This window comes from Enterobacter cloacae complex sp. 2015409 (assembly GCF_041365315.1).
Lineage (GTDB): Bacteria > Pseudomonadota > Gammaproteobacteria > Enterobacterales > Enterobacteriaceae > Enterobacter > Enterobacter pseudoroggenkampii.
In genome coordinates this window covers 2,393,134-2,414,232 of the sequence record NZ_JBFTVM010000001.1, presented here as the reverse complement: position 1 = coordinate 2,414,232, position 21,099 = coordinate 2,393,134, and the positions used below count along the sequence as shown (strand labels likewise).

Here is a 21,099-nt window from a genome sequence, read left to right as displayed (position 1 = left end):
GCGCTTAGCCAACGACCAGATTGAGCAGTTTACCCGGTACGTAGATCACTTTACGTACGGTAACGCCCTCAAGATATTTTGCGACCAGAGGTTCCTGGCCCGCGCGCTCGCGAACCTGTTCTTCGGTTGCATCGACCGCCACGGTAATTTTACCGCGGACTTTGCCGTTCACCTGGACCACGACCAGCGTCGTGTTTTCCACCATCGCTGATTCGTCAGCCTGCGGCCACGGCGCGTTGTCGATATCGCCTTCGCCTTTCAGCTCCTGCCACAGGGTAAAGCTAACGTGCGGCGTGAACGGGTTCAGCATGCGAACAACGGCCAGCAGCGCTTCACGCATTAAAGCACGATCCTGCTCGCCGTCCTGCGAAGCCTTCGCCAGCTTGTTCATCAGTTCCATAATAGCCGCAATTGCGGTATTGAAGGTCTGACGACGACCAATATCATCGGTCACTTTTGCAATCGTTTTATGAACATCGCGACGCAGCGCCTGCTGATCTTCAGTCAGTGCGGCGGCATTCAGCGCCGGGGCATCGCCCAGGGCGGTGTGTTCATAAACCAGTTTCCAGACGCGTTTCAGGAAGCGGTTCGCGCCTTCAACCCCCGACTCCTGCCATTCCAGGGTCATGTCCGCCGGAGAGGCAAACATCATGAACAGACGCACGGTATCCGCACCGTAACGCTCAACCATCACCTGCGGATCGATACCGTTGTTTTTAGACTTGGACATCTTGCTCATGCCGGTGTAGACCAGTTCATGACCTTCGGCGTCTTTTGCCTTCACGATACGGCCCTTCTCGTCGCGCTCGACGATCGCATCAACCGGAGAAACCCAGTTACGCTCGCCGTTGGCACCGACGTAATAGAAGGCATCCGCCAGCACCATGCCCTGGCACAGCAGCTGTTTTGCAGGTTCGTCAGAGTTCACCATGCCAGCATCGCGCATCAGCTTGTGGAAGAAGCGGAAGTAGAGCAGGTGCATGATGGCGTGTTCGATACCACCGATGTAGATATCTACCGGCAGCCAGTAGTTTGCCGCTTTGGAATCCAGCATACCTTCCTGATACTGCGGGCAGGTGTAGCGCGCATAGTACCAGGATGACTCCATAAAGGTGTCAAAGGTGTCGGTTTCACGCAGCGCAGGCTGGCCGTTGACGGTGGTTTTTGCCCACTCAGGATCGGCTTTGATCGGGCTGGTGATGCCGTCCATGACGACGTCTTCCGGCAGGATCACCGGCAGCTGATCTTCTGGCGTTGGCATCACGGTGCCATCTTCCAGCGTCACCATCGGGATTGGCGCACCCCAGTAACGCTGACGGGAAACACCCCAGTCGCGCAGACGGAAGTTAACTTTACGCTCGCCCACGCCAAGGGAGGCCAGCTTATCGGCGATGGCGTTGAAGCCTTCTTCGAAGCTCAGACCACTGAATTCACCGGAGTTGAACAGGGTGCCTTTTTCAGTCAGCGCGTTTTCGGACAGGTCTGGTTCAGAACCATCGGCGGTCAGAATAACGGCTTTAATCGGCAGGTTGTATTTGGTGGCAAACTCGTAGTCGCGCTGATCGTGGCCCGGAACAGCCATTACCGCGCCTGTACCGTACTCCATCAGCACGAAGTTCGCTGCCCAGACCGGGATCGCTTCGCCAGTCAGTGGATGCTTAGCATAGAAGCCTGTCGCAACGCCTTTTTTCTCCATCGTTGCCATGTCGGCTTCGGCCACTTTGGTGTTGCGGCACTCATCGATGAAGGTAGCCAGTTCCGGATTGTTTTCTGCCGCTTTCTGCGCCAGCGGGTGACCTGCAGCCACGGCCAGGTAGGTCGCGCCCATGAAGGTGTCCGGACGGGTGGTGTAGACAGTCAGAGTCTGGTCGTAGTTCTCAACGTTGAAGGTAATCTCCACGCCTTCAGAACGGCCGATCCAGTTGCGCTGCATGGTCTTCACGGTATCTGGCCAGTGGTCCAGATTATCCAGATCGTTCAGCAGCTCATCAGCGTAAGCGGTGATTTTGATAAACCACTGTGGGATCTCTTTACGCTCAACTTTGGTGTCGCAGCGCCAGCAGCAGCCATCGATAACCTGTTCGTTCGCGAGAACGGTCTGGTCATTCGGACACCAGTTAACGGCAGAGGTCTTCTTATACACCAGGCCTTTTTTGTACAGCTCGGTGAAGAACTTCTGCTCCCAGCGGTAGTATTCCGGGGTACAGGTTGCCAGCTCGCGGCTCCAGTCATAGCCAAAGCCCAGCATTTTGAGCTGGTTTTTCATGTACGCGATGTTGTCGTATGTCCACGGGGCCGGTGCGGTGTTGTTTTTGACCGCCGCGCCTTCCGCAGGCAGACCGAACGCATCCCAGCCGATAGGCTGCAGAACGTTTTTGCCCAGCATACGCTGGTAACGTGCGATCACATCGCCAATGGTGTAGTTACGCACATGGCCCATGTGTAGTCGACCAGAAGGATAGGGAAGCATCGACAGGCAGTAATACTTCTCTTTGCTCTCGTCTTCGGTTACTTCAAAGGTGCGCTTCTCGTCCCAGTGTTGCTGGACTTTTGATTCTATCTCTTCCGGGCGGTATTGCTCTTGCATGGCAGCCAGTGGTCCTGTTTTCAATACAGCTACAAATGTAGCCAATGGATGTGGTCATTCAGATCCGCATAGCATAGCCCAAACGCCCGCGTCAAAACAGCCTTTCGCACAAATGCGCTTTGCAGGAATTTACCGGGTCTGTGCTTCACCTGACAAAGCGGCGATGAAATAAGGTCTATTATTAGAAATAGTTACTTACCCGGGAGGCAAAATGATGAACAAGGTTGCTCAATTTTACCGCGAACTGGTGGCGACACTGACGGAACGACTGCGTAACGGCGAGCGCGATATCGATGCGCTGGTGGAGCAGGCGCGTGCCCGCGTGTCGCAAACGGGTGAGTTAACGCGAACCGAAGTGGAAGAGGTGACGCGCGCCGTGCGTCGCGATCTGGAAGAGTTCGCGCGCAGCTACCAGGAGAGCCAGGAGGAGCTCACGGACAGCGTTTTCATGCGGGTGATCAAAGAGAGCCTGTGGCAGGAGCTGGCCGATATTACGGATAAAACGCAGCTGGAGTGGCGCGAGGTCTTTCAGGATTTGAACCACCATGGTGTGTACCACAGCGGTGAGGTGGTCGGGCTCGGAAATCTGGTGTGCGAGAATTGCCACCACCATATTGCGGTGTATACGCCGGAGGTTCTGTCGCTGTGCCCGAAATGCGGCCACGATCAGTTCCAGCGTCGTCCGTTTGAGCCCTAGGTAAAGCGCAGGTTTGCTCCCTCTCCCTGTGGGAGAGGGCCGGGGTGAGGGCATCAGGCCGCAAAAGGTAAAAGCAAAACGGCAACCCCGTTGCCGTTTTTAGTGTTTGCTCCCTCTCCCCGTGGGAGAGGGTAGGGGTGAGGGCATCAGGCTGCACTATAGTAGTCCAGTCTCTCCGCCAGCAAATCCACAAACGCCTCCCGGTCAATGTCCACCATCACGGTAGTATTCGGCTTATTCCCTGTCAGCGAGTAATAATCCACCACCGTCATTCCCTGGGTGTATTTTCCCTGCGTTTCCACGCCAACCCAGCGGTCAACCGTGGTGAATATCTCAGGCTTTAACAGCCAGGCAATGGTGCACGGGTCGTGCAGGGGCGCGCCGTGGAAGCCCCACTTCTCGGCTTTGTGATACTCCATAAAGAAGTCGAGCAGCTCGGCCACGGTTTTCGCGACCGGATTACCAACGGAACGGAAGCGCTCAATATCGTCCGCCATAATCTGCGCGCGATGGGTAACGTCCAGTCCCGCCATTACAATCGGTAAGCCTGACTGGAAGACAATCTCAGCGGCTTCCGGGTCGACAAAGATGTTGAACTCCGCCGCAGGCGTCCAGTTACCCAGCCCCATGGCCCCGCCCATGATGACGATACGGGCTATTTTGCTGTGCAGTTCAGGGTGGCTGTTCAGCAGCAGCGCGACGTTGGTTTGCGGCCCGGTAGCCACCAGCGTCACGGGTTCCATGCTCTCGTGCAGCACCTTCGCCATCAGCTCCACGGCGGTGCAGTTTTGCGGCGCGAAGCCCGGCTCCGGCAGCGCCGGACCGTCCAGCCCGCTTTCACCATGCACGTTATCCGCGATAATTAATTCACGCATCAGGGGCTTGAGGGCTCCGCCAGCGACGGGAATATCGGTACGCTTGAGCAACGTCAGCATACGCAAAACGTTACGCAGCGTTTTATCCGGCGTCTGGTTTCCGGCAGAAGAGGTGACGGCTTTGACGTCGAGTTCAGGGGAGGCAAGTGCAAGGACGAGCGCGATCGCGTCATCATGACCCGGATCGCAATCGAGAATAATAGGCTGTGCCATAGCGTTCTCCATACGTAGCGTTATTTTGTGACAAGGTTAACGCTGCAATGTGACGCCGAATAGATAAAGAGATCTAAAGCGTGAAGCAGTGCGCAATCCGCAGATTGCGCACCGGGAAGATTAGTGCAGGATTTTGGCGAGGAAGTCTTTGGCGCGGTCGGATTTCGGGTTGGCGAAGAACTCTTCTTTCGGTGAGTCTTCGACAATTTTCCCTTCGTCCATAAAGATCACGCGGTTGGCCACCTTACGGGCGAAGCCCATTTCGTGGGTCACCACCATCATGGTCATCCCTTCGTGTGCCAGTTCGACCATCACGTCCAGCACTTCGTTGATCATCTCCGGATCGAGCGCCGACGTGGGCTCATCAAACAGCATCGCCACCGGATCCATGCACAGCGCGCGGGCGATCGCCACACGCTGCTGTTGGCCGCCAGAAAGCTGCGCCGGGAACTTATCGGCATGCGCAGAAAGCCCAACGCGTTCCAGGAGCTTCAGACCTTTCTCGCGCGACGCTTTTTTATCACGCTTAAGCACTTTAACCTGCGCCAGCGTCAGGTTCTCAATAATAGAGAGGTGAGGGAACAGCTCAAAATGCTGGAATACCATGCCAACGTGAGAGCGAAGCTGGGCGAGGTTGGTTTTCTTGTCGTTGACTTTAGTACCGTTGACGACGATCTCACCCTGCTGCACTGGCTCCAGTCCGTTGACGGTTTTGATCAGCGTCGATTTACCGGAACCTGACGGCCCGCACACTACCACCACGTCGCCTTTTTTCACTTCGGTGGAGCAGTCGGTCAGCACCTGAAAGTGCCCATACCATTTAGAAACATTTTTCAGGGAAATCATTATACCGTCCTTTTCTTCAGCCAGCTGACCAACAGCGACGCGCTTAAACTAATCACAAAATAGACCGCACCCGCGAAGAGCACCATCTCAACCTGCGTACCATCACGCTCACCGATGGTTGACGCGGTACGGAAGAAGTCTGCCAGGCTCAGAACGTAGACCAGCGAGGTATCCTGGAACAGCACGATACCCTGGGTCAGCAGGAGTGGAACCATGGCGCGAAACGCCTGCGGCAGAATAATGAGCTGCATGGACTGCCAGTGCGTCATCCCCAGCGCCAGCGCGGCGCTGGACTGTCCGCGGGAGATACTCTGAATGCCCGCTCGGATAATCTCTGAATAGTAAGCGGCTTCAAACATCGAGAACGCTACCATCGCCGAGATCAGACGGATATCGGTTTTCGGCGACAGCCCCAGCACGTTCTGCAGGAAGCCGGGCACAATCAGGTAAAACCACAGCAGCACCATCACCAGTGGGATGGAGCGGAATACGTTAACGTAGGCGGTCGCGAACCAGGCGAGCGGCTTAAAGCTCGACAGTCGCATAACGGCCAGCAGAGTGCCCCAGACGATACCGACGATGATGGCAATAACGGTGATTTTTAAGGTAATCATCAGGCCATCAAGCAGGTAAGGCATGGATGGAACGATAGAACTCCAGTCAAATTCGTACATTATTTGCCCCCCATGTTGCCCGGCAGGCGAATTTTGCGTTCAACCAGGTTCATCACCAGCATGATGAAAGCGTTTATCAGAACATAGGCGAGCGTGATCGCGGTGAAGGATTCCCACGCGTGAGCGGAGTAATCCAGCAGCTTGCCCGCCTGCGCAGCCATATCGACCAGGCCGATGGTCGAGGCGATGGCCGAGTTTTTCACCAGGTTCATCATCTCGGAGGTCATCGGCGGAACGATGACGCGGTAGGCGTTAGGCAGCAGCACGTAGCGGTAGGTTTGTGGCAGGGTTAATCCCATCGCCAGACCCGCATTTTTTTGTCCACGGGGTAATGACTGAATGGCGGCACGCACCTGCTCGCAAACGCGCGCAGCGGTAAACAGCCCCAGACACATCATGGAGGAGACAAAGAACTGTACGTTCGGATCCAGTTCCGACTTGAACCACATGCCAATATTTTCCGGCAGTAGTTCCGGGATAACCAGATACCAGGTAAAGAATTGCACGATCAGCGGAACGTTACGGAACAGTTCCACATACAGGGTGCCGAGTGTTGAAAGAAAACGGTTAGGGACGGTGCGCAGAATACCGAACAAAGAACCGACAAGAAACGCGATGATCCACGCCGTTATCGATAATGCCACGGTGACCTGAAAGCCGCTCCACAGCCAGCCAAGATAGGTGGTGTTGCCGAACGGGGCTTGTTGCAGAAATATGCCCCAGTTCCAGTCGATTGACATAATAAACTCCAGAAAAAAAAGGGTAGCAGCGCTACCCTCGAAGATTGGTGAGAAGCTCATTTTTCGCGCTGAGTGGGGAACGACCACTCAACGTATAGTCTGTCCATGCTTCCCGACAATCGAGAGGGCAAGAGATCCCGCCCCTGTTGTTCTAATTAGTTAAGAGCCTTGTCATTTGGAGATTTGAACAGCGCTTTCATGTCGTCAGACAGTTCAAAATTCATGTTCAGGTTTTTAGGTGGAATCGGGTTCTTGAACCATTTGTCGAACCATTTTTCCGCTTCGCCGGAGGTCTGCACCTGAGCGATGGTGTCATCGATCAGCTTTTTGAACTGCGGATCGTCTTTACGCAGCATACAGCCGTAGGCTTCTTTCGACTGCGCGGTGCCGACGATATCCCAGTTGTCTGGTTTTTTCGCTTTCGCACGTTCACCCGCCAGCAGGGCGTCATCCATCATAAACGCGACGGCACGACCGCTTTCCAGGGTACGGAAGGAGTCGCCATGGTCTTTCGCGCTGATGATGCGCATATCCATTTTTTTCTCGTCGTTCAGCTTGTGCAGCAGCACTTCTGACGTGGTACCGGAGGTGACAACAACCGCTTTGCCTTTCAGGTCAGCGAAGTCTTTAATCTCACCGCCTTTCTTCGTCAGCAGGCGGGTGCCTACAACAAAGATGGTGTCAGAGAAGGCAGCCTGCTTCTGACGCTCGAGGTTGTTGGTGGTGGAGCCACACTCGAAGTCAAAGGTGCCGTTTTGCAACAGTGGAATACGGTTTTGTGAAGTGATAGGGATCAGCTTCACCTGCAGGTCAGGTTTGTTCAGCTTTTTCTTCACGGCTTCAACGATAGCGTTGGAGTAATCCTGTGAATAACCCACGACTTTTTGCGTGTTGTCGTAGTATGAGAACGGGACAGATGATTCACGGTGGCCGACCACGATGACGCCGTTTTTGGCAATCTTGTCGAGAGTGCTGCCTGCTGCAGGCGCATCTTCAGCGTGAACCACGCCAGCAGACATTCCCATAACCAGCATTGCTGTGGCCAGTTTACGTAATTGCATACCCAACTCCTTTTTTATCAGCGCCAGAGACGCATTGATACCCATTGTGATGTTGTTATATCTCGCGCAATGCGAGTGCAGTGTTATGCAAGCTTGTTAACATTTAGTCTGGCTTAATGTAAAGATTTTGCTGCGTTATTGTTTATTTTTGCGAAGCGCGCCGCACCATTCAGAGGCAAATATCTCCCGTTGCACCGTTTCGGTGCTACCGATGATCTACGCTGGTGCGACAAAGTTGCACGTTAAGCCAAACTGCGTTTGCCTGAATAAACAAAGCAATAGGCGTGCCAGAATGGGAGTTTGGGAGGATTTACCGGGTAAGCGTCAGCGCCACCCGGCAACAGAAGGGAAGGTTATTTACGACGCTGACGCAGGCTCATCAGCACTGCGCCAAAGCCGAACAGCACGGTCAGTATCCACAGCGACCAGTTGCCGGTACGGGCGTATGGCGTCAGTCCCGTGGTTGGCGTGACGTTAGCGGTCAGTACCTCACGGGTAAACTGCGGGATCATCGCCTGAATTTCACCCTGAGGACCAATCACGGCGGTGATGCCGTTGTTGGTGCTGCGCAGTAACGGACGCGCCAGCTCCAGGGAGCGCATACGTGCCATCTGGAAGTGCTGCCACGGGCCAATTGACTTACCAAACCAGGCATCGTTGGAGATGGTCAGCAGATAGTCAGTATCCGGGCGGAAGTTATCGCGCACCTGCTCGCCGAGAATGATTTCGTAGCAGATAGCCGGCGTCAGGGCAGCGCCGTGCGCGTGCAGCTGAGGCTGAACGTACGGTCCGCGGCTGAAGGAGGACATCGGCAAATCAAAGAACGGGGCCAGCGGGCGCAGAATCGATTCCAGCGGCACAAATTCACCAAATGGCACCAGGTGGTTCTTGTTGTACCGGTCAGTGGAGTGGTAGCTGTATTCGCTGTCTTTGCCGAGCGTAATGATGGTGTTGTAGGTGTCGTAGCGGTTCTGCTGATTCAGACGCGCATCGACAATCCCGGTGATAAGCGTGCTGCCGCGGGCCAGCAGCAGATCGTTCATCATGTTGAGGAACGGCTGCTGGTTGATCTCCAGATCGGGAATGGCAGACTCCGGCCAGATAATCAGCTGCGATTTACCCATCACCTCTTCGGTGGCGTTGGCGTAGATCTTCAGCGTATTCAGCAGCTCTTTTTCGTCCCACTTCATGGACTGCGGGATATTCCCCTGCACCATGGAAACCCGCATGGCGCGATCGGGCTCAGGCGTGAACCACTGGATATAGCGCAGCGGGAAGGGCAGGGCAAACAGCACCAGCGCCACAGCCAGCGGTTTCCAGCCGCGCGTGACCAGCGCTAATACCAGCAGGCCGCTCACGACCATCAGCAGGAAGTTGATAGCTTCAACACCCATTACCGGTGCCAGGCCTTTCAGCGGGCCGTCAATCTGGCTGTAGCCGAACTGCAGCCACGGGAAGCCGGTCAGCACCCAGCCGCGCAGGAACTCGGTTACCTGCCAGACCACCGGCGCGGCAATGGCGACGCGCAGCCAGTTGGTTTTGGGCCACAGGCGAGAAAGGATGCCGGCGAACAGACCGGTATAGAGCGAGAGATAGGCGGCGAGCAGTACCACCAGGAAGACGTTTACCGGGCCAGGCATACCGCCAAACTGGGCGATGCTGACATAAACCCAGTTGATGCCTGAGCCAAACAGCCCCAGCCCCCAGAAGTAGCCGATAGCGGCAGCCTGTACCGGACGACGGTTCAGGGTCAGACCCTGAAGCCCCATCAGGGAGAGAACGGCCGCGGGCCAGATATCGTAAGGAGAAAAAGCCAGCGTACCGCTGGCTCCGAGTAACAGCGCCAGCAGCAAACGGACGCGCTGGCGTTCAAGCAATGGGGCAAATGCCATTTACATTAATCTTCCAGTTTTGGCACCGGTGAGTCGTCCGGCGTTCTGACGTGAACCTGTATAATACGTCGGCTGTCGGCCATGGCTACTTTGAACTGGTAACCGTCGATGTCAACGGTCTCTCCACGCGCCGGGAGGTGGCCAAAGGCCTGCATCACCAGCCCGCCAATGGTATCGACCTCTTCATCGCTGAAGTGGGTTCCGAAGGCGTCGTTGAAGTCTTCGATGGAGGCCAGCGCGCGCACGGTCCAGGTGTGGCGGCTAAGCTGACGGAAGTCGATATCCTCTTCTTCGTCGTACTCGTCTTCGATTTCGCCCACGATCAGCTCAAGGATATCCTCGATTGTGACCAGACCGGAAACGCCACCAAATTCATCAATAACAATCGCCATGTGGTAACGCTGAGAGCGAAACTCTTTCAGCATCCGATCCACACGTTTACTTTCCGGCACAACCACAGCCTGGCGTAACACTTTTTCCATGCTGAAGGCTTCGGCATCGCTGCGCATAAACGGCAGCAGATCTTTCGCCATCAAAATCCCTTCGATGTGATCTTTGTCTTCGCTGATGACCGGGAAACGCGAGTGGGCGGATTCGATGATCACATCGAGGCACTCGTCCAGCGTCTGGTTACGTTTCAGGGTGATCATCTGCGAGCGGGGGATCATGATATCGCGAACGCGCTGGTCGGCGATGTCCATAACCCCTTCGAGCATTTCGCGCGTATCTTCGTCGATAAGGTCGTTCTGCCCGGAATCACGAATCAGCTCCAGCAGTTCATCACGGTTTTTCGGTTCGCCGTGGAAAAGCTGGTTCAGAATGAGGGAGAAAAATCCCTTTTTACTGGTTGTCGTGTCGCTACTGTGTGAATTGTCGTCGCTCATGGCGTTTGTTAAGGGTTCTCTTGTTAGTTCAACGTTTACCGCCACGCGATGTCCTTTCGTGGCGGCAGGGGAGTCCGTCAGGTGACGGACTATTCTTTCTCGGCAATGTACGGATCCTCATAGCCCAGAGCAAGCATTATCTCTGTCTCGAGGGACTCCATCTCTTCCGCTTCGTCGTCTTCAATATGATCGTAGCCGAGCAGATGCAGGCTGCCGTGTACCACCATATGCGCCCAGTGGGCCTCAAGCGGCTTTTGCTGCTCTTTGGCTTCCTGCTCAACCACCTGACGGCAGATGATCAGATCGCCCAGCAGCGGCATCTCGATGCCCGGCGGCGCTTCGAACGGGAAAGAGAGCACGTTGGTCGGCTTATCTTTCCCGCGATAGGTCAGGTTAAGCTCATGGCTTTCCGCTTCATCCACCAGGCGAATCGTAACTTCTGATTCTTCCTGAAACTGAGGAATAACGGCATCCAGCCATTTCTGAAACTGTGCCTCATCTGGCATGCCGGAATTGTCTTCACAGGCCAGCTGTAAATCGAGGATCACCTGACTCATTTCTGTTCTTGCTCCTGCGCTTCGCGCTTACGTTCTGCGGCCAGTTCGGCCTTACGCTTCTGATCCGCCTCTTCCCAGGCTTCATAGGCATTAACGATACGCGCGACCACCGGGTGGCGTACCACGTCTTCACTGTGGAAGAAGTTGAAGCTGATTTCGTCGACCTCGGCCAGCACCTCAATGGCGTGGCGCAGACCGGATTTGGTGCTGCGCGGCAGGTCAATCTGAGTGACGTCGCCGGTAATCACCGCTTTCGAGTTAAAGCCAATACGCGTCAGGAACATCTTCATCTGTTCAATGGTGGTGTTCTGGCTCTCATCGAGAATGATGAACGCATCATTCAGCGTACGGCCGCGCATGTAGGCGAGCGGGGCAACTTCGATAACGTTACGTTCAATGAGCTTCTCGACCTTCTCAAAGCCCAGCATTTCGAACAGCGCATCGTATAAAGGACGCAGATACGGGTCGACCTTCTGGCTCAGATCGCCTGGCAGGAAGCCCAGTTTTTCACCGGCTTCAACGGCAGGGCGGGTCAGCAGGATACGGCGGATTTCCTGACGCTCCAGCGCATCGACCGCCGCGGCAACGGCGAGATAGGTTTTACCCGTCCCCGCCGGACCCACCCCGAAGGTGATGTCGTGGTCGAGGATATTGGCGATGTACTGCGCCTGGTTTGGCGTACGCGGCTTAATGACGCCACGTTTGGTCTTGATGTTAATGGCCTTGCCGTAGTCCGGGACGCTCTCCGCGCTCTGCTCAAGCACGCGCGCCTCTTTAATCGCGAGGTGGATCTGTTCCGGTTCGATATCCTGCGTTTCGCCGCGCATTGGGGCGGTATCAACATACAGGCTACGCAGAATATCCGCAGCGGCGTTGACGCAGATAGGGCGTCCGGTAAGTTTGAAATGATTATCGCGACGATTGATTTCGATACCCAGACGTCGCTCCAGTTGTTTGATATTGTCATCAAACGGCCCGCACAGGCTCAGCAGGCGAGCGTTGTCTGCTGGCTCAAGGCTAATTTCACGCGTATCTATGTTCAAACTGTTCCTCTTTAATTGGTTAACCGGTCCGTTGCGACAGGACGTAATAAAACGGTCATTACCGAAATTATTCACGCCACAGAATAAAGGCGCAAGCGTTGCGGAAGATATTGGGGGCGATGAGAGGAAATACAAGGCCTGCCGGAAGGGCAGGCCATGAGGATTAAGGCTGGTAAATCCCAACGCCAGAATCGTTTTCTTTACGGGTACGCGAGATCACGGATTCCGGTGACTCGGCAATGCGCAGGCCCATTTCGTCCTCGGTGCGGACTACCTTCGCGCGCAGCGAGTTGGTCAGCACTTCGACAATCTCGACGTCTACGAATTTACCGATCATATCCGGGGTGCCTTCAAAGTTCACCACGCGGTTGTTCTCGGTACGACCGGACAGTTCCATAATGCTCTTGCGTGAGGTGCCTTCCACCAGAATGCGCTGAACGGTGCCGAGCATGCGGCGGCTCCAGGCGTTGGCCTGCTGAAGGATACGCTCCTGCAGAATATAAAGACGCTGTTTCTTCTCTTCTTCCGGAACATCGTCAACCATATCGGCCGCAGGTGTTCCAGGACGTGCAGAGAAGATGAAGCTGTAGCTGACGTCAAAATTCACTTCACCGATGAGCTTCATGGTGCGCTCGAAGTCATCAGCGGTTTCGCCAGGGAAGCCGACGATAAAGTCGGAGCTAATCTGGATATCCGGACGCGCTTCACGCAGCTTGCGGATGGTGGACTTGTACTCCAGCACCGTATGCGGGCGGCCCATCAGGTTCAGCACGCGGTCAGAGCCGCACTGAATCGGCAGGTGCAGGAAGCTCACCAGCTCTGGCGTATCGCGATAGACGTCAATAATGTCGTCGGTAAATTCCATCGGATGGCTGGTGGTAAAGCGAATGCGGTCGATACCGTCAATCGCGGCCACCAGACGCAGCAGTTCGGCAAAGCTGCCGGTGGTGCCGTCGTAGTTTTCCCCGCGCCAGGCGTTAACGTTCTGGCCCAGCAGGTTCACTTCGCGAACGCCCTGCGCGGCAAGCTGTGCGATTTCAAACAGAATGTCATCTGCCGGGCGGCTGACCTCTTCACCACGGGTGTACGGTACCACGCAGTAAGTACAGTATTTGTTGCAGCCTTCCATGATGGAGACGAAGGCGGTTGGGCCATCGGCGCGCGGCTCAGGCAGACGGTCAAACTTTTCGATTTCCGGGAAGCTAACGTCAACGACCGGGCTGCGGTTGCCGCGAACCTGATTGATCATCTCGGGCAGGCGATGCAGAGTCTGAGGACCAAAGACAATATCCACATACGGGGCTCTCTGGCGGATCAGCTTGCCTTCCTGCGACGCAACGCAGCCACCCACGCCGATGATCAGGTCCGGATTTTTTCGCTTGAGAAGCTTCCAGCGGCCTAACACGTGAAAGACTTTTTCCTGCGCTTTTTCACGAATCGAACAGGTGTTCAGCAGCAGCACGTCCGCTTCTTTCACATTTTCTGTCAGCTGGTATCCGTGGGTTGAATCCAGCAGATCGGCCATCTTGGATGAATCGTATTCGTTCATCTGACAGCCCCAGGTTTTTATATGGAGTTTTTTAGTCATCGACTTGCTCAGCTCAGGATTGCAAGCCGCGTATTGTAATGCTTTGGTGGGGTTGTGACCAGTATGAAGGTTATGTGTCTCAGGACCGCAAAAATCCGGTAAACTTAAGGGATTCTCCAATAAGGAAAATTGACCATGACACTCCTACACACCGAAGTTGCCGTTGTCGGCGGCGGTATGGTCGGCGGCGCGCTGGCGCTGGGGCTGGCGCAGCAGGGATTTGAGGTAACGGTAATTGAACAGGCTGCACCGCCGGCCTTCGATCCCGCCAGCAAACCGGATGTGCGCATTTCCGCGATCAGCGCGGCTTCCGTCGATCTGCTGCGCGGGCTGGGCGTCTGGGAGGCGGTGCTGGCAATGCGCGCGCATCCTTACAGCCGTCTTGAAACCTGGGAGTGGGAAAATGCCCACGTTGCGTTTGATGCCGCTGAGCTGAAGCTGCCGCGCCTGGGTTATATGGTGGAAAACAACGTGCTCCAGCTGGCGCTCTGGCAGGCGCTGGAGACACATCCGAAGGTGACGCTGCGTTTTCCGGCCTCGATTAAGGCACTGCATCCTCACGAGAGCGGCTATCTACTGACGCTCGACAGCGGCGATGAACTTGCCGTGAAGCTGGTCGTTGGGGCGGACGGCGCTAACTCGCAGGTCAGACAGATGGCGGGTATCGGGGTTCATGCCTGGCAGTATGAGCAGTCCTGCATGCTGATTACCGTCGAGTGCGAGAATGCGCCGGGAGAGAGCACCTGGCAGCACTTTACGCCGAACGGCCCGCACGCCTTTTTACCGCTGTTTGATAATTGGGCGTCGCTGGTGTGGTACGACAAACCGGCGCGTATTCGCCAGCTGCAGGGGCTTTCAATGGAACAATTGCAGCGGGAAATCCACCTGCACTTCCCGAGCCGCTTGGGCAACGTTACGCCCGTCGCCGCCGGGGCGTTCCCGCTCACGCGCCGTCACGCTTTGCAGTATGCCCGTGAAGGGCTGGCGCTGGTGGGCGATGCGGCACATACCATTCATCCGCTGGCCGGGCAGGGCGTGAACCTGGGGTATCGAGATGTCGATGCGTTACTGGATGTGCTGGGCAGCGCCCGCGGACACGCGGAAAACTGGGCCAGCCATCAGGTGCTAAAGCGTTACCAGACGCGGCGCATGGCGGACAATTTCATCATGCAGTCGGGGATGGATCTTTTCTATGCCGGGTTCAGCAATGACTTAGCCCCGGTGCGCATTCTGCGTAATATTGGCCTGATGGCAGCGGAACGCGCCGGTGGTCTGAAGCGTCAGGCCCTGAAGTACGCCCTCGGACTCTAAACTTTTTCCCTCTCCCCGTGGGAGAGGGCCAGGGTGAGGGCATCAGGCCGCACAATTCTATACAAAAACAAAAAAGCCCGCAGAGCGGGCTTTTTTGTTACTAAGTGGCTGGGGTGCAGGGATTCGAACCCCGGAATGCTGGTATCAGAAACCAGAGCCTTACCGCTTGGCGACACCCCAATTGCGTTAAACAAACTGCTTAACGACTTTTTTAAATTGGCTGGGGTACGAGGATTCGAACCTCGGAATGCCGGAATCAGAATCCGGTGCCTTACCGCTTGGCGATACCCCAACAATTTTTTTTCATTACCGAACAACATCGATAATCTAAATTTGGTGGCTACGACGGGATTCGAACCTGTGACCCCATCATTATGAGTGATGTGCTCTAACCAACTGAGCTACGTAGCCAGTACTGCAATCTTCGATGGCTGGGGTACCTGGATTCGAACCAGGGAATGCCGGTATCAAAAACCGGTGCCTTACCGCTTGGCGATACCCCAATACCGCGGAGAACCGCAAAATCGAAGAAATATGGCTGGGGTACCTGGATTCGAACCAGGGAATGCCGGTATCAAAAACCGGTGCCTTACCGCTTGGCGATACCCCATCCGTGCAACGCTTACCCGGGAATGGTGCGGGAGGCGAGACTTGAACTCGCACACCTTGCGGCGCCAGAACCTAAATCTGGTGCGTCTACCAATTTCGCCACTCCCGCAAAAAAGATGGTGGCTACGACGGGATTCGAACCTGTGACCCCATCATTATGAGTGATGTGCTCTAACCAACTGAGCTACGTAGCCATCTTTTTTCGCGTTACCTTATCGGCGTTGCGGGGCGCATTATGCGTATAGACCCTTGCAGCGTCAACACCTTTTTCAACGAAAATAGCCGGAATGTGACTGTTTGGTTAGGTTGCGAACAGCGTGACCGAATATTCGGCAATTATTGGTTATTAATCGTTTTTAGCTGTGCAAAAGCGGGGCAAAAAAAATCAGGCCCCGCAGGGCCTGATGATGAAATACGCGATTATTTGTAGGCTGACTGGTGAACGCCTACCGCACGTCCTGACGGATCGTTCATGGATTTGAACGATTCATCCCATTCGATCGCTTTGGCAGACGAGCAGGCGACGGACGGGCCACCCGGCACACACTCCGCAGCGCTCGGTACCGGGAACAATTCTTCAAAAATTTCACGGTAGAGATATGCTTCTTTCGAACCCGGCGTGTTGTACGGGAAGCGGAAGCTTGCGGTTTCCAGCTGTTGGTCAGAAACCTGTTTCGCCGCGACCTCTTTCAGGGTGTCGATCCAGCTATAACCTACGCCATCAGAGAACTGCTCTTTCTGACGCCACGCCACGCTCGCCGGCAGGTAGGATTCAAAACATTCACGCAGGATATGTTTTTCCATTTTGCCGTTGCCGCACATCTTGTCCTGCGGGTTGATGCGCATCGCCACGTCGAGGAATTTCTTATCCAGGAACGGCACGCGCGCTTCCACGCCCCAGGCGGACATCGCTTTGTTGGCACGCGCACAGTCGAACATGTGCAGCGCCTGCAGTTTACGCACGGTCTCTTCGTGCAGCTCTTTGGCATTCGGCGCTTTGTGGAAGTACAGGTAGCCGCCAAACACTTCGTCAGAACCTTCACCGGAGAGCACCATCTTGATGCCCATCGCTTTGATCTTACGTGACATCAGGTACATCGGGGTCGAGGCGCGGATGGTGGTCACGTCATAGGTTTCAATGTGATAGATCACATCGCGGATCGCATCCAGACCTTCCTGCACGGTGAAGTGAATTTCATGGTGCACGGTGCCGAGGTGGTTTGCCACTTCCTGCGCGGCTTTCAGGTCAGGTGCGCCTTCCAGGCCCACGGCAAAGGAGTGCAGCTGTGGCCACCAGGCTTCTGAGCGCTCCTGATCTTCCACGCGACGGGCCGCGAATTTCTTGGTGATCGCGGAGATCACGGAGGAGTCCAGACCGCCGGAGAGCAGCACGCCGTAAGGCACGTCGGACATCAGGTGGCTTTTCACGGAATCTTCCAGCGCCTGACGTAGCTCGGCTTTGTCCGTGACGTTGTCTTTTACCGCGTCGTAGTCGAACCAGTCACGCTGATAATATTGACGGATCTCGCCGTCTTTGCTCCACAGGTAGCTGCCTGCCGGGAACTCTTTGATGGTGCGGCAGACCGGTACCAGGGCTTTCATTTCAGAAGCAACGTAGAAGTTGCCATGCTCATCGTGGCCCATGTACAGCGGGATAATGCCGATATGGTCGCGGCCAATCAGGTAAGCGTCTTTTTCGCTGTCGTACAGCGCGAAGGCGAACATACCCTGCAGGTCGTCCAGGAACTCAGGCCCTTTCTCCTGATACAGCGCCAGGATCACTTCACAGTCAGAACCGGTCTGGAACGCGTAGCGGTCGCCGTATTCGGCGCGCAGCGCCTGGTGGTTGTAGATCTCACCGTTGACAGCCAGCGCGTGCGTTTTTTTCTCGTTATACAGCGGCTGTGCACCGGCGTTGACGTCAACAATAGACAGACGTTCGTGAGCCAGAATCGCTTTGTCACTGGCGTAAACGCCTGACCAGTCCGGTCCGCGATGGCGCATCAGGCGGGACAGTTCGAGTGCCTTTTTACGCAGTTCGCCTGCGTCAGTTTTAATATCCAGTACGCCAAAAATTGAACACATAACCTTCTCCGTTAACCCTGTTGCTTTGTAATGTTGCTTGCTTATGAAAATGCCGCAAAGGGGCAGGGCGCGCAAGCGTTTTACGGGTGAAAACGGAAATAGTGCAATGGCGGTTGCCGATCTGTGAAAAATGCGTATGTCGTGAGCACTTTTATTGATGATTATGCAATGAAAGTGCTTTTCCGTTAGATGCGATTGTGTTTTACAGGCGAGAAAATAAAAAACCACGCCCTGAGGCGTGGTTCGGAATCAGATAATGTCGATTTCGTCGACGGAGGGGTAAATCCAGCTTGGCCGGAACGGCATCGAATCAATGTCATCAAGCTGAGAGACGCCAGAGAGGACCAGAATCGTCTCCAGACCCGCCTGGAAACCGGCCAGAATATCGGTGCGCAGGTTGTCGCCGACAATAACGGTTTCTTCAGAGTGGGCCTGCATTTTGTTCAGTGCGGCACGAATGATCCACGGGCTCGGTTTCCCGACAACGAACGGCTGACGACCAGAGATTTTTTCGATACCGGCACACAGCGCGCCGCAGGCCGGATAAAAACCGCGGCCGTGGGTATCCGGATTGGTAGCGATAAAGCGCGCACCGCTGGCGACAAAGTATGCAGCTTTATGCATCATCTCCCAGTTAAAGGATCGCGTTTCGCCAACAATTACAAAGTCCGGGTTGACGTCGGTGATGGTAAAGCCCGCTTTGTATAGCTCATGGATCAGCGCACCTTCACCCACCACGTAGGCTTTTTTCCCTTCCTGACGCTTCAGAAAATCCGCCGTGGCCATCGCCGAGGTATAAAACACGCTGTCCGGGACGTCGACACCTGCCGTGGCAAAACGGTTTGCCAGATCCTGACCGGTCTGAGAAGGGTAGTTCGTGAGAAGAACCAGAGGCATTCCTTTGTCGATGATGCGGTGAAGAAACTCCGCAGCACCCGGCACGGCAACGTTGTCGTGCATCAGCACGCCGTCGATATCACAAATTACATTCTTAATGGTCATGGACAGTCCGACATTAAAAAAAGAAGGCGTTACTATAAGGTCCGATCAACTTTCCAGCAAATGCTGCAGCAGAATTCCGTTGAGCATGGCGCGTTTGACCAGCGCGAACGCGCCAATCGCCGAGCGATGGTCAAGCTTTGAACGAACCACCGGAAGATTCTGGCGGAATGCTTTCAGCGCCTGGGTGTTAATACAGCCTTCAATCGCGGGGAGCAGCACCTTTTCCGCTTCCACAATTTCACCGGCGATCACCACTTTTTGTGGGTTAAACAGGTTAATGGCGATGGCGATAGTTTTCCCCAGATGGCGCCCCACCTGCTCGATTACTTCACAGGCCAGCGCGTCGCCTTTATTAGCGGCTTTGCAGATGGTGCCTATTTTGCAGTCGTCCAGCGTGACGCGGCTTTGGTAACCCTGTTCAAGCAGATGGCGGACGCGCTGCTCGATGGCCGTGTTGGCGGCGATGGTTTCAAGACAGCCGAAATTGCCGCAGTGGCAGCGCTCCCCAAGGGGCTCAACCTGAATGTGGCCAATCTCACCGACGTTACCGTTGCGACCAATAAAAATACGGCCGTTAGAGATTATGCCCGCGCCCGTTCCGCGGTGAACGCGCACCAGAATAGAGTCTTCACAGTCCTGACTCGCACCAAAGTAGTGCTCCGCCAGCGCCAGCGAGCGAATATCGTGGCCCACAAAGCAGGTCACTTTAAAACGCTTTTCCAGCGCATCGACCAGCCCCCAGTTTTCAACCGGAATGTGCGGCATATAGCGGATCACGCCGCTTTCCGGGTCGACCAGGCCGGGCAGAATTACGGAGATAGCGATGAGTTCGCGGATCTTGCGCTGACAGCTTTCAATAAACTGCGCGATGGTATTCAGCAGCGCATGCTCCAGCGTCTCCTGGGTGCGCTCCGGAAGAGGGTAGTGCTCTTCCGCGATGGCTTTACTGCTCAGATCGTATAGCGTGAGCGTGGTGTCATGACGGCCCAGACGGACGCCAATTGCCTGAAAATTACGGGTTTCAGTAATAATGGAGATGGCGCGACGGCCTCCGGTGGAGGCCTGCTGATCGACTTCTTTGATCAGACCGCGCTCAATAAGCTGGCGGGTAATTTTTGTCACGCTGGCGGGTGCAAGCTGGCTTTGTTCGGCTATCTGAATTCGCGAGATGGGGCCGTGTTGGTCAATCAGGCGATATACCGCCGCACTGTTAAGTTGTTTAACGAGATCGACATTACCGATTTGAGCTTGTCCGCCAGGTGTCATACTTTTACTTACTCAGTGACGACCTCGTTACCATTAACGATGGTCTTAATAATTTTATAATCGTGTGTGAATGCCGTCAGGTTTGCAACCATACCTGGTGCAATTCCGCCGAGCTGTTTATCCACGCCCATTGCGCGAGCCGGATAAAGGGTTGCCATACGCAGGACTTCCTCAAGCGCAATCCCGCAATGCTCAACCAGGTTACGCACCCCTTCAATCATGGTCAAAGAGGAACCACTCAGCGTACCGTTTTCATCAACACACAGTCCATTGCGGTAGTATATTGTTTTACCGGCAAAAATGAACTGCTCAATATTTGCACCTGCCGGTGCAGTGGCATCCGTCACCAGACAAAGCTTGTCACCTTTCAGCCGCTTAGCATTGCGAATGTTGGTGTAATCAACGTGTAAGCCGTCAGCAATAATACCGCAGTAGACGTCTGGCTCATCCAGAATCGCCCCGACCAGACCCGGTTCACGGCCTGTGATATACGGCATGGCGTTGTAAAGGTGCGTCGCGAAGGTAATGCCCGCGCGGAAACCGGCTTTCGCTTCTTTCAGCGTCGCGTTTGAGTGACCGGCTGAAACGATAATCCCGGCGGCAGCAAGTTTGCTGATGACATCCGTACCCGTCATTTCAGGTGCCAGCGTCACTTTGGTGATCACATCGGCGTTGGCACACATGTAGTCAACCAGCTCCGCATCAGGCTTACGCACGTAATTCGGGTTATGCGTTCCTTTCTTGACCATGTTCAGCCATGGCCCTTCAAGGTGCAGACCCAGCGCCTGATTAGGATGTTTGGCAAGATATTCACGCATCACACGGATACCCTGCTTCATGAGGTCATCACTGCTGGTGATGAGCGTTGGCAGATAGCTGGTGCAGCCCGATTTCTCATTGGCTTTCTGCATGATCTCCAGCGTTTCGACCGTTACCGCTTCGGCGGTATCATTGAATTGCACACCGCCGCAGCCGTTGAGCTGAACGTCGATGAAACCGGGGGAGATTACTGCTCCATTGAGTGAGCGCTGTTCAATCTCCGGCGGCAGTTCTGCCAGCGGGCAAACACGTTCAATCAGGCCATCAGCGATAACAATCGCATGGTCATCCAGAATTTCATGGCCGGTATAAATCCGACCGTGGGTTAAAGCGTACATAACGACCCCCGG

Annotated in this window: 17 protein-coding genes and 7 tRNA genes; 2 read left to right on the top strand and 22 right to left on the bottom strand. The window is 55.1% G+C overall.

What is annotated here, in order from left to right; genetic code table 11:
* Positions 1 to 4: 4 nt before the first annotated feature.
* The gene (gene leuS / locus ACDO57_RS11805; RefSeq protein WP_061715757.1) at positions 5 to 2,587 is read right to left on the bottom strand and encodes a leucine--tRNA ligase; all 2,583 of its coding nucleotides are present in this window, start codon (positions 2,585 to 2,587) and stop codon (positions 5 to 7) included.
* Positions 2,588 to 2,801: 214 nt separating this feature from the next.
* On the opposite strand from leuS, the gene ACDO57_RS11800 reads away from it, so the two are divergent.
* Positions 2,802 to 3,284 (top strand): zinc ribbon-containing protein, encoded by a 483-nt coding sequence (locus tag ACDO57_RS11800; RefSeq protein ID WP_370884129.1) that lies wholly within the window; start codon positions 2,802 to 2,804, stop codon positions 3,282 to 3,284.
* A 146-nt stretch (positions 3,285 to 3,430) separates the two neighbouring features.
* On the opposite strand, the gene rihA is transcribed toward ACDO57_RS11800, so the two are convergent.
* The 10 genes from rihA to miaB all read right to left on the bottom strand — a co-directional run bounded on the left by rihA (position 3,431) and on the right by miaB (position 13,657).
* On the bottom strand, positions 3,431 to 4,372 hold the full coding sequence (gene rihA / locus ACDO57_RS11795; RefSeq protein WP_061715756.1) for a pyrimidine-specific ribonucleoside hydrolase RihA: 942 nt from the start codon (positions 4,370 to 4,372) through the stop codon (positions 3,431 to 3,433).
* 120 nt (positions 4,373 to 4,492) lie between these two features.
* Positions 4,493 to 5,218, bottom strand: coding sequence for an amino acid ABC transporter ATP-binding protein (locus ACDO57_RS11790; protein WP_010428605.1), 726 nt, complete (start codon positions 5,216 to 5,218; stop codon positions 4,493 to 4,495).
* Positions 5,218 to 5,892: a glutamate/aspartate ABC transporter permease GltK gene (gltK, locus tag ACDO57_RS11785; RefSeq protein ID WP_032649550.1), complete on the bottom strand. Its 675-nt coding sequence runs from the start codon at positions 5,890 to 5,892 to the stop codon at positions 5,218 to 5,220. Before gltK ends, ACDO57_RS11790 begins: the two co-directional genes overlap by 1 nt.
* Complete coding sequence (gltJ, locus tag ACDO57_RS11780) at positions 5,892 to 6,632, bottom strand: glutamate/aspartate ABC transporter permease GltJ (protein WP_008501048.1); 741 nt, start codon at positions 6,630 to 6,632, stop codon at positions 5,892 to 5,894. The genes gltK and gltJ overlap by 1 nt, the downstream gene beginning before the upstream one ends.
* 155 nt (positions 6,633 to 6,787) lie before the next feature.
* On the bottom strand, positions 6,788 to 7,693 hold the full coding sequence (locus ACDO57_RS11775) for an amino acid ABC transporter substrate-binding protein (RefSeq protein WP_008501049.1): 906 nt from the start codon (positions 7,691 to 7,693) through the stop codon (positions 6,788 to 6,790).
* 353 nt (positions 7,694 to 8,046) lie between these two features.
* Positions 8,047 to 9,585 (bottom strand): apolipoprotein N-acyltransferase, encoded by a 1,539-nt coding sequence (gene lnt, locus ACDO57_RS11770; protein WP_090417799.1) that lies wholly within the window; start codon positions 9,583 to 9,585, stop codon positions 8,047 to 8,049.
* Positions 9,586 to 9,590: 5 nt separating this feature from the next.
* The gene (corC, locus tag ACDO57_RS11765; protein WP_021242574.1) at positions 9,591 to 10,469 is read right to left on the bottom strand and encodes a CNNM family magnesium/cobalt transport protein CorC; all 879 of its coding nucleotides are present in this window, start codon (positions 10,467 to 10,469) and stop codon (positions 9,591 to 9,593) included.
* Between the two features lie 89 nt (positions 10,470 to 10,558).
* Entirely contained in the window at positions 10,559 to 11,026 is a 468-nt protein-coding gene (gene ybeY / locus ACDO57_RS11760; protein WP_008501052.1) for an rRNA maturation RNase YbeY, read from the bottom strand.
* Positions 11,023 to 12,069, bottom strand: a complete 1,047-nt coding sequence (locus ACDO57_RS11755; protein WP_023310759.1) for a PhoH family protein — start codon at positions 12,067 to 12,069, stop codon at positions 11,023 to 11,025. Before ACDO57_RS11755 ends, ybeY begins: the two co-directional genes overlap by 4 nt.
* 163 nt (positions 12,070 to 12,232) lie before the next feature.
* Complete coding sequence (miaB, locus tag ACDO57_RS11750; RefSeq protein WP_024907023.1) at positions 12,233 to 13,657, bottom strand: tRNA (N6-isopentenyl adenosine(37)-C2)-methylthiotransferase MiaB; 1,425 nt, start codon at positions 13,655 to 13,657, stop codon at positions 12,233 to 12,235.
* Between the two features lie 135 nt (positions 13,658 to 13,792).
* Here miaB and ubiF point away from each other — a divergent pair, with 135 nt between their 5' ends.
* On the top strand, positions 13,793 to 14,968 hold the full coding sequence (gene ubiF / locus ACDO57_RS11745; protein ID WP_370883996.1) for a 3-demethoxyubiquinol 3-hydroxylase: 1,176 nt from the start codon (positions 13,793 to 13,795) through the stop codon (positions 14,966 to 14,968).
* A 105-nt stretch (positions 14,969 to 15,073) separates the two neighbouring features.
* On the opposite strand, the gene ACDO57_RS11740 is transcribed toward ubiF, so the two are convergent.
* From ACDO57_RS11740 to nagA, 11 genes are all read right to left on the bottom strand, one after another.
* A tRNA-Gln gene (locus ACDO57_RS11740) sits at positions 15,074 to 15,148 on the bottom strand.
* 37 nt (positions 15,149 to 15,185) lie between these two features.
* A tRNA-Gln gene (locus tag ACDO57_RS11735) sits at positions 15,186 to 15,260 on the bottom strand.
* A 42-nt stretch (positions 15,261 to 15,302) separates the two neighbouring features.
* A tRNA-Met gene (locus ACDO57_RS11730) sits at positions 15,303 to 15,379 on the bottom strand.
* 17 nt (positions 15,380 to 15,396) lie between these two features.
* A tRNA-Gln gene (locus tag ACDO57_RS11725) sits at positions 15,397 to 15,471 on the bottom strand.
* 32 nt (positions 15,472 to 15,503) lie between these two features.
* Positions 15,504 to 15,578, bottom strand: a tRNA-Gln gene (locus tag ACDO57_RS11720).
* 23 nt (positions 15,579 to 15,601) lie between these two features.
* Positions 15,602 to 15,686, bottom strand: a tRNA-Leu gene (locus tag ACDO57_RS11715).
* A gap of 8 nt (positions 15,687 to 15,694) precedes the next feature.
* Positions 15,695 to 15,771, bottom strand: a tRNA-Met gene (locus ACDO57_RS11710).
* Between the two features lie 226 nt (positions 15,772 to 15,997).
* On the bottom strand, positions 15,998 to 17,662 hold the full coding sequence (asnB, locus tag ACDO57_RS11705) for an asparagine synthase B (RefSeq protein WP_010428626.1): 1,665 nt from the start codon (positions 17,660 to 17,662) through the stop codon (positions 15,998 to 16,000).
* A gap of 249 nt (positions 17,663 to 17,911) precedes the next feature.
* Positions 17,912 to 18,664 carry a ribonucleotide monophosphatase NagD gene (nagD, locus tag ACDO57_RS11700; protein WP_023310763.1) on the bottom strand — a complete coding sequence of 251 codons (753 nt, stop codon included), beginning with the start codon at positions 18,662 to 18,664 and terminating at the stop codon, positions 17,912 to 17,914.
* 45 nt (positions 18,665 to 18,709) lie between these two features.
* Positions 18,710 to 19,930, bottom strand: coding sequence for an N-acetylglucosamine repressor (locus ACDO57_RS11695; protein ID WP_024907025.1), 1,221 nt, complete (start codon positions 19,928 to 19,930; stop codon positions 18,710 to 18,712).
* A gap of 8 nt (positions 19,931 to 19,938) precedes the next feature.
* Positions 19,939 to 21,087 carry an N-acetylglucosamine-6-phosphate deacetylase gene (gene nagA / locus ACDO57_RS11690; RefSeq protein ID WP_061715752.1) on the bottom strand — a complete coding sequence of 383 codons (1,149 nt, stop codon included), beginning with the start codon at positions 21,085 to 21,087 and terminating at the stop codon, positions 19,939 to 19,941.
* Between the last annotated feature and the right edge of the window lie 12 nt (positions 21,088 to 21,099).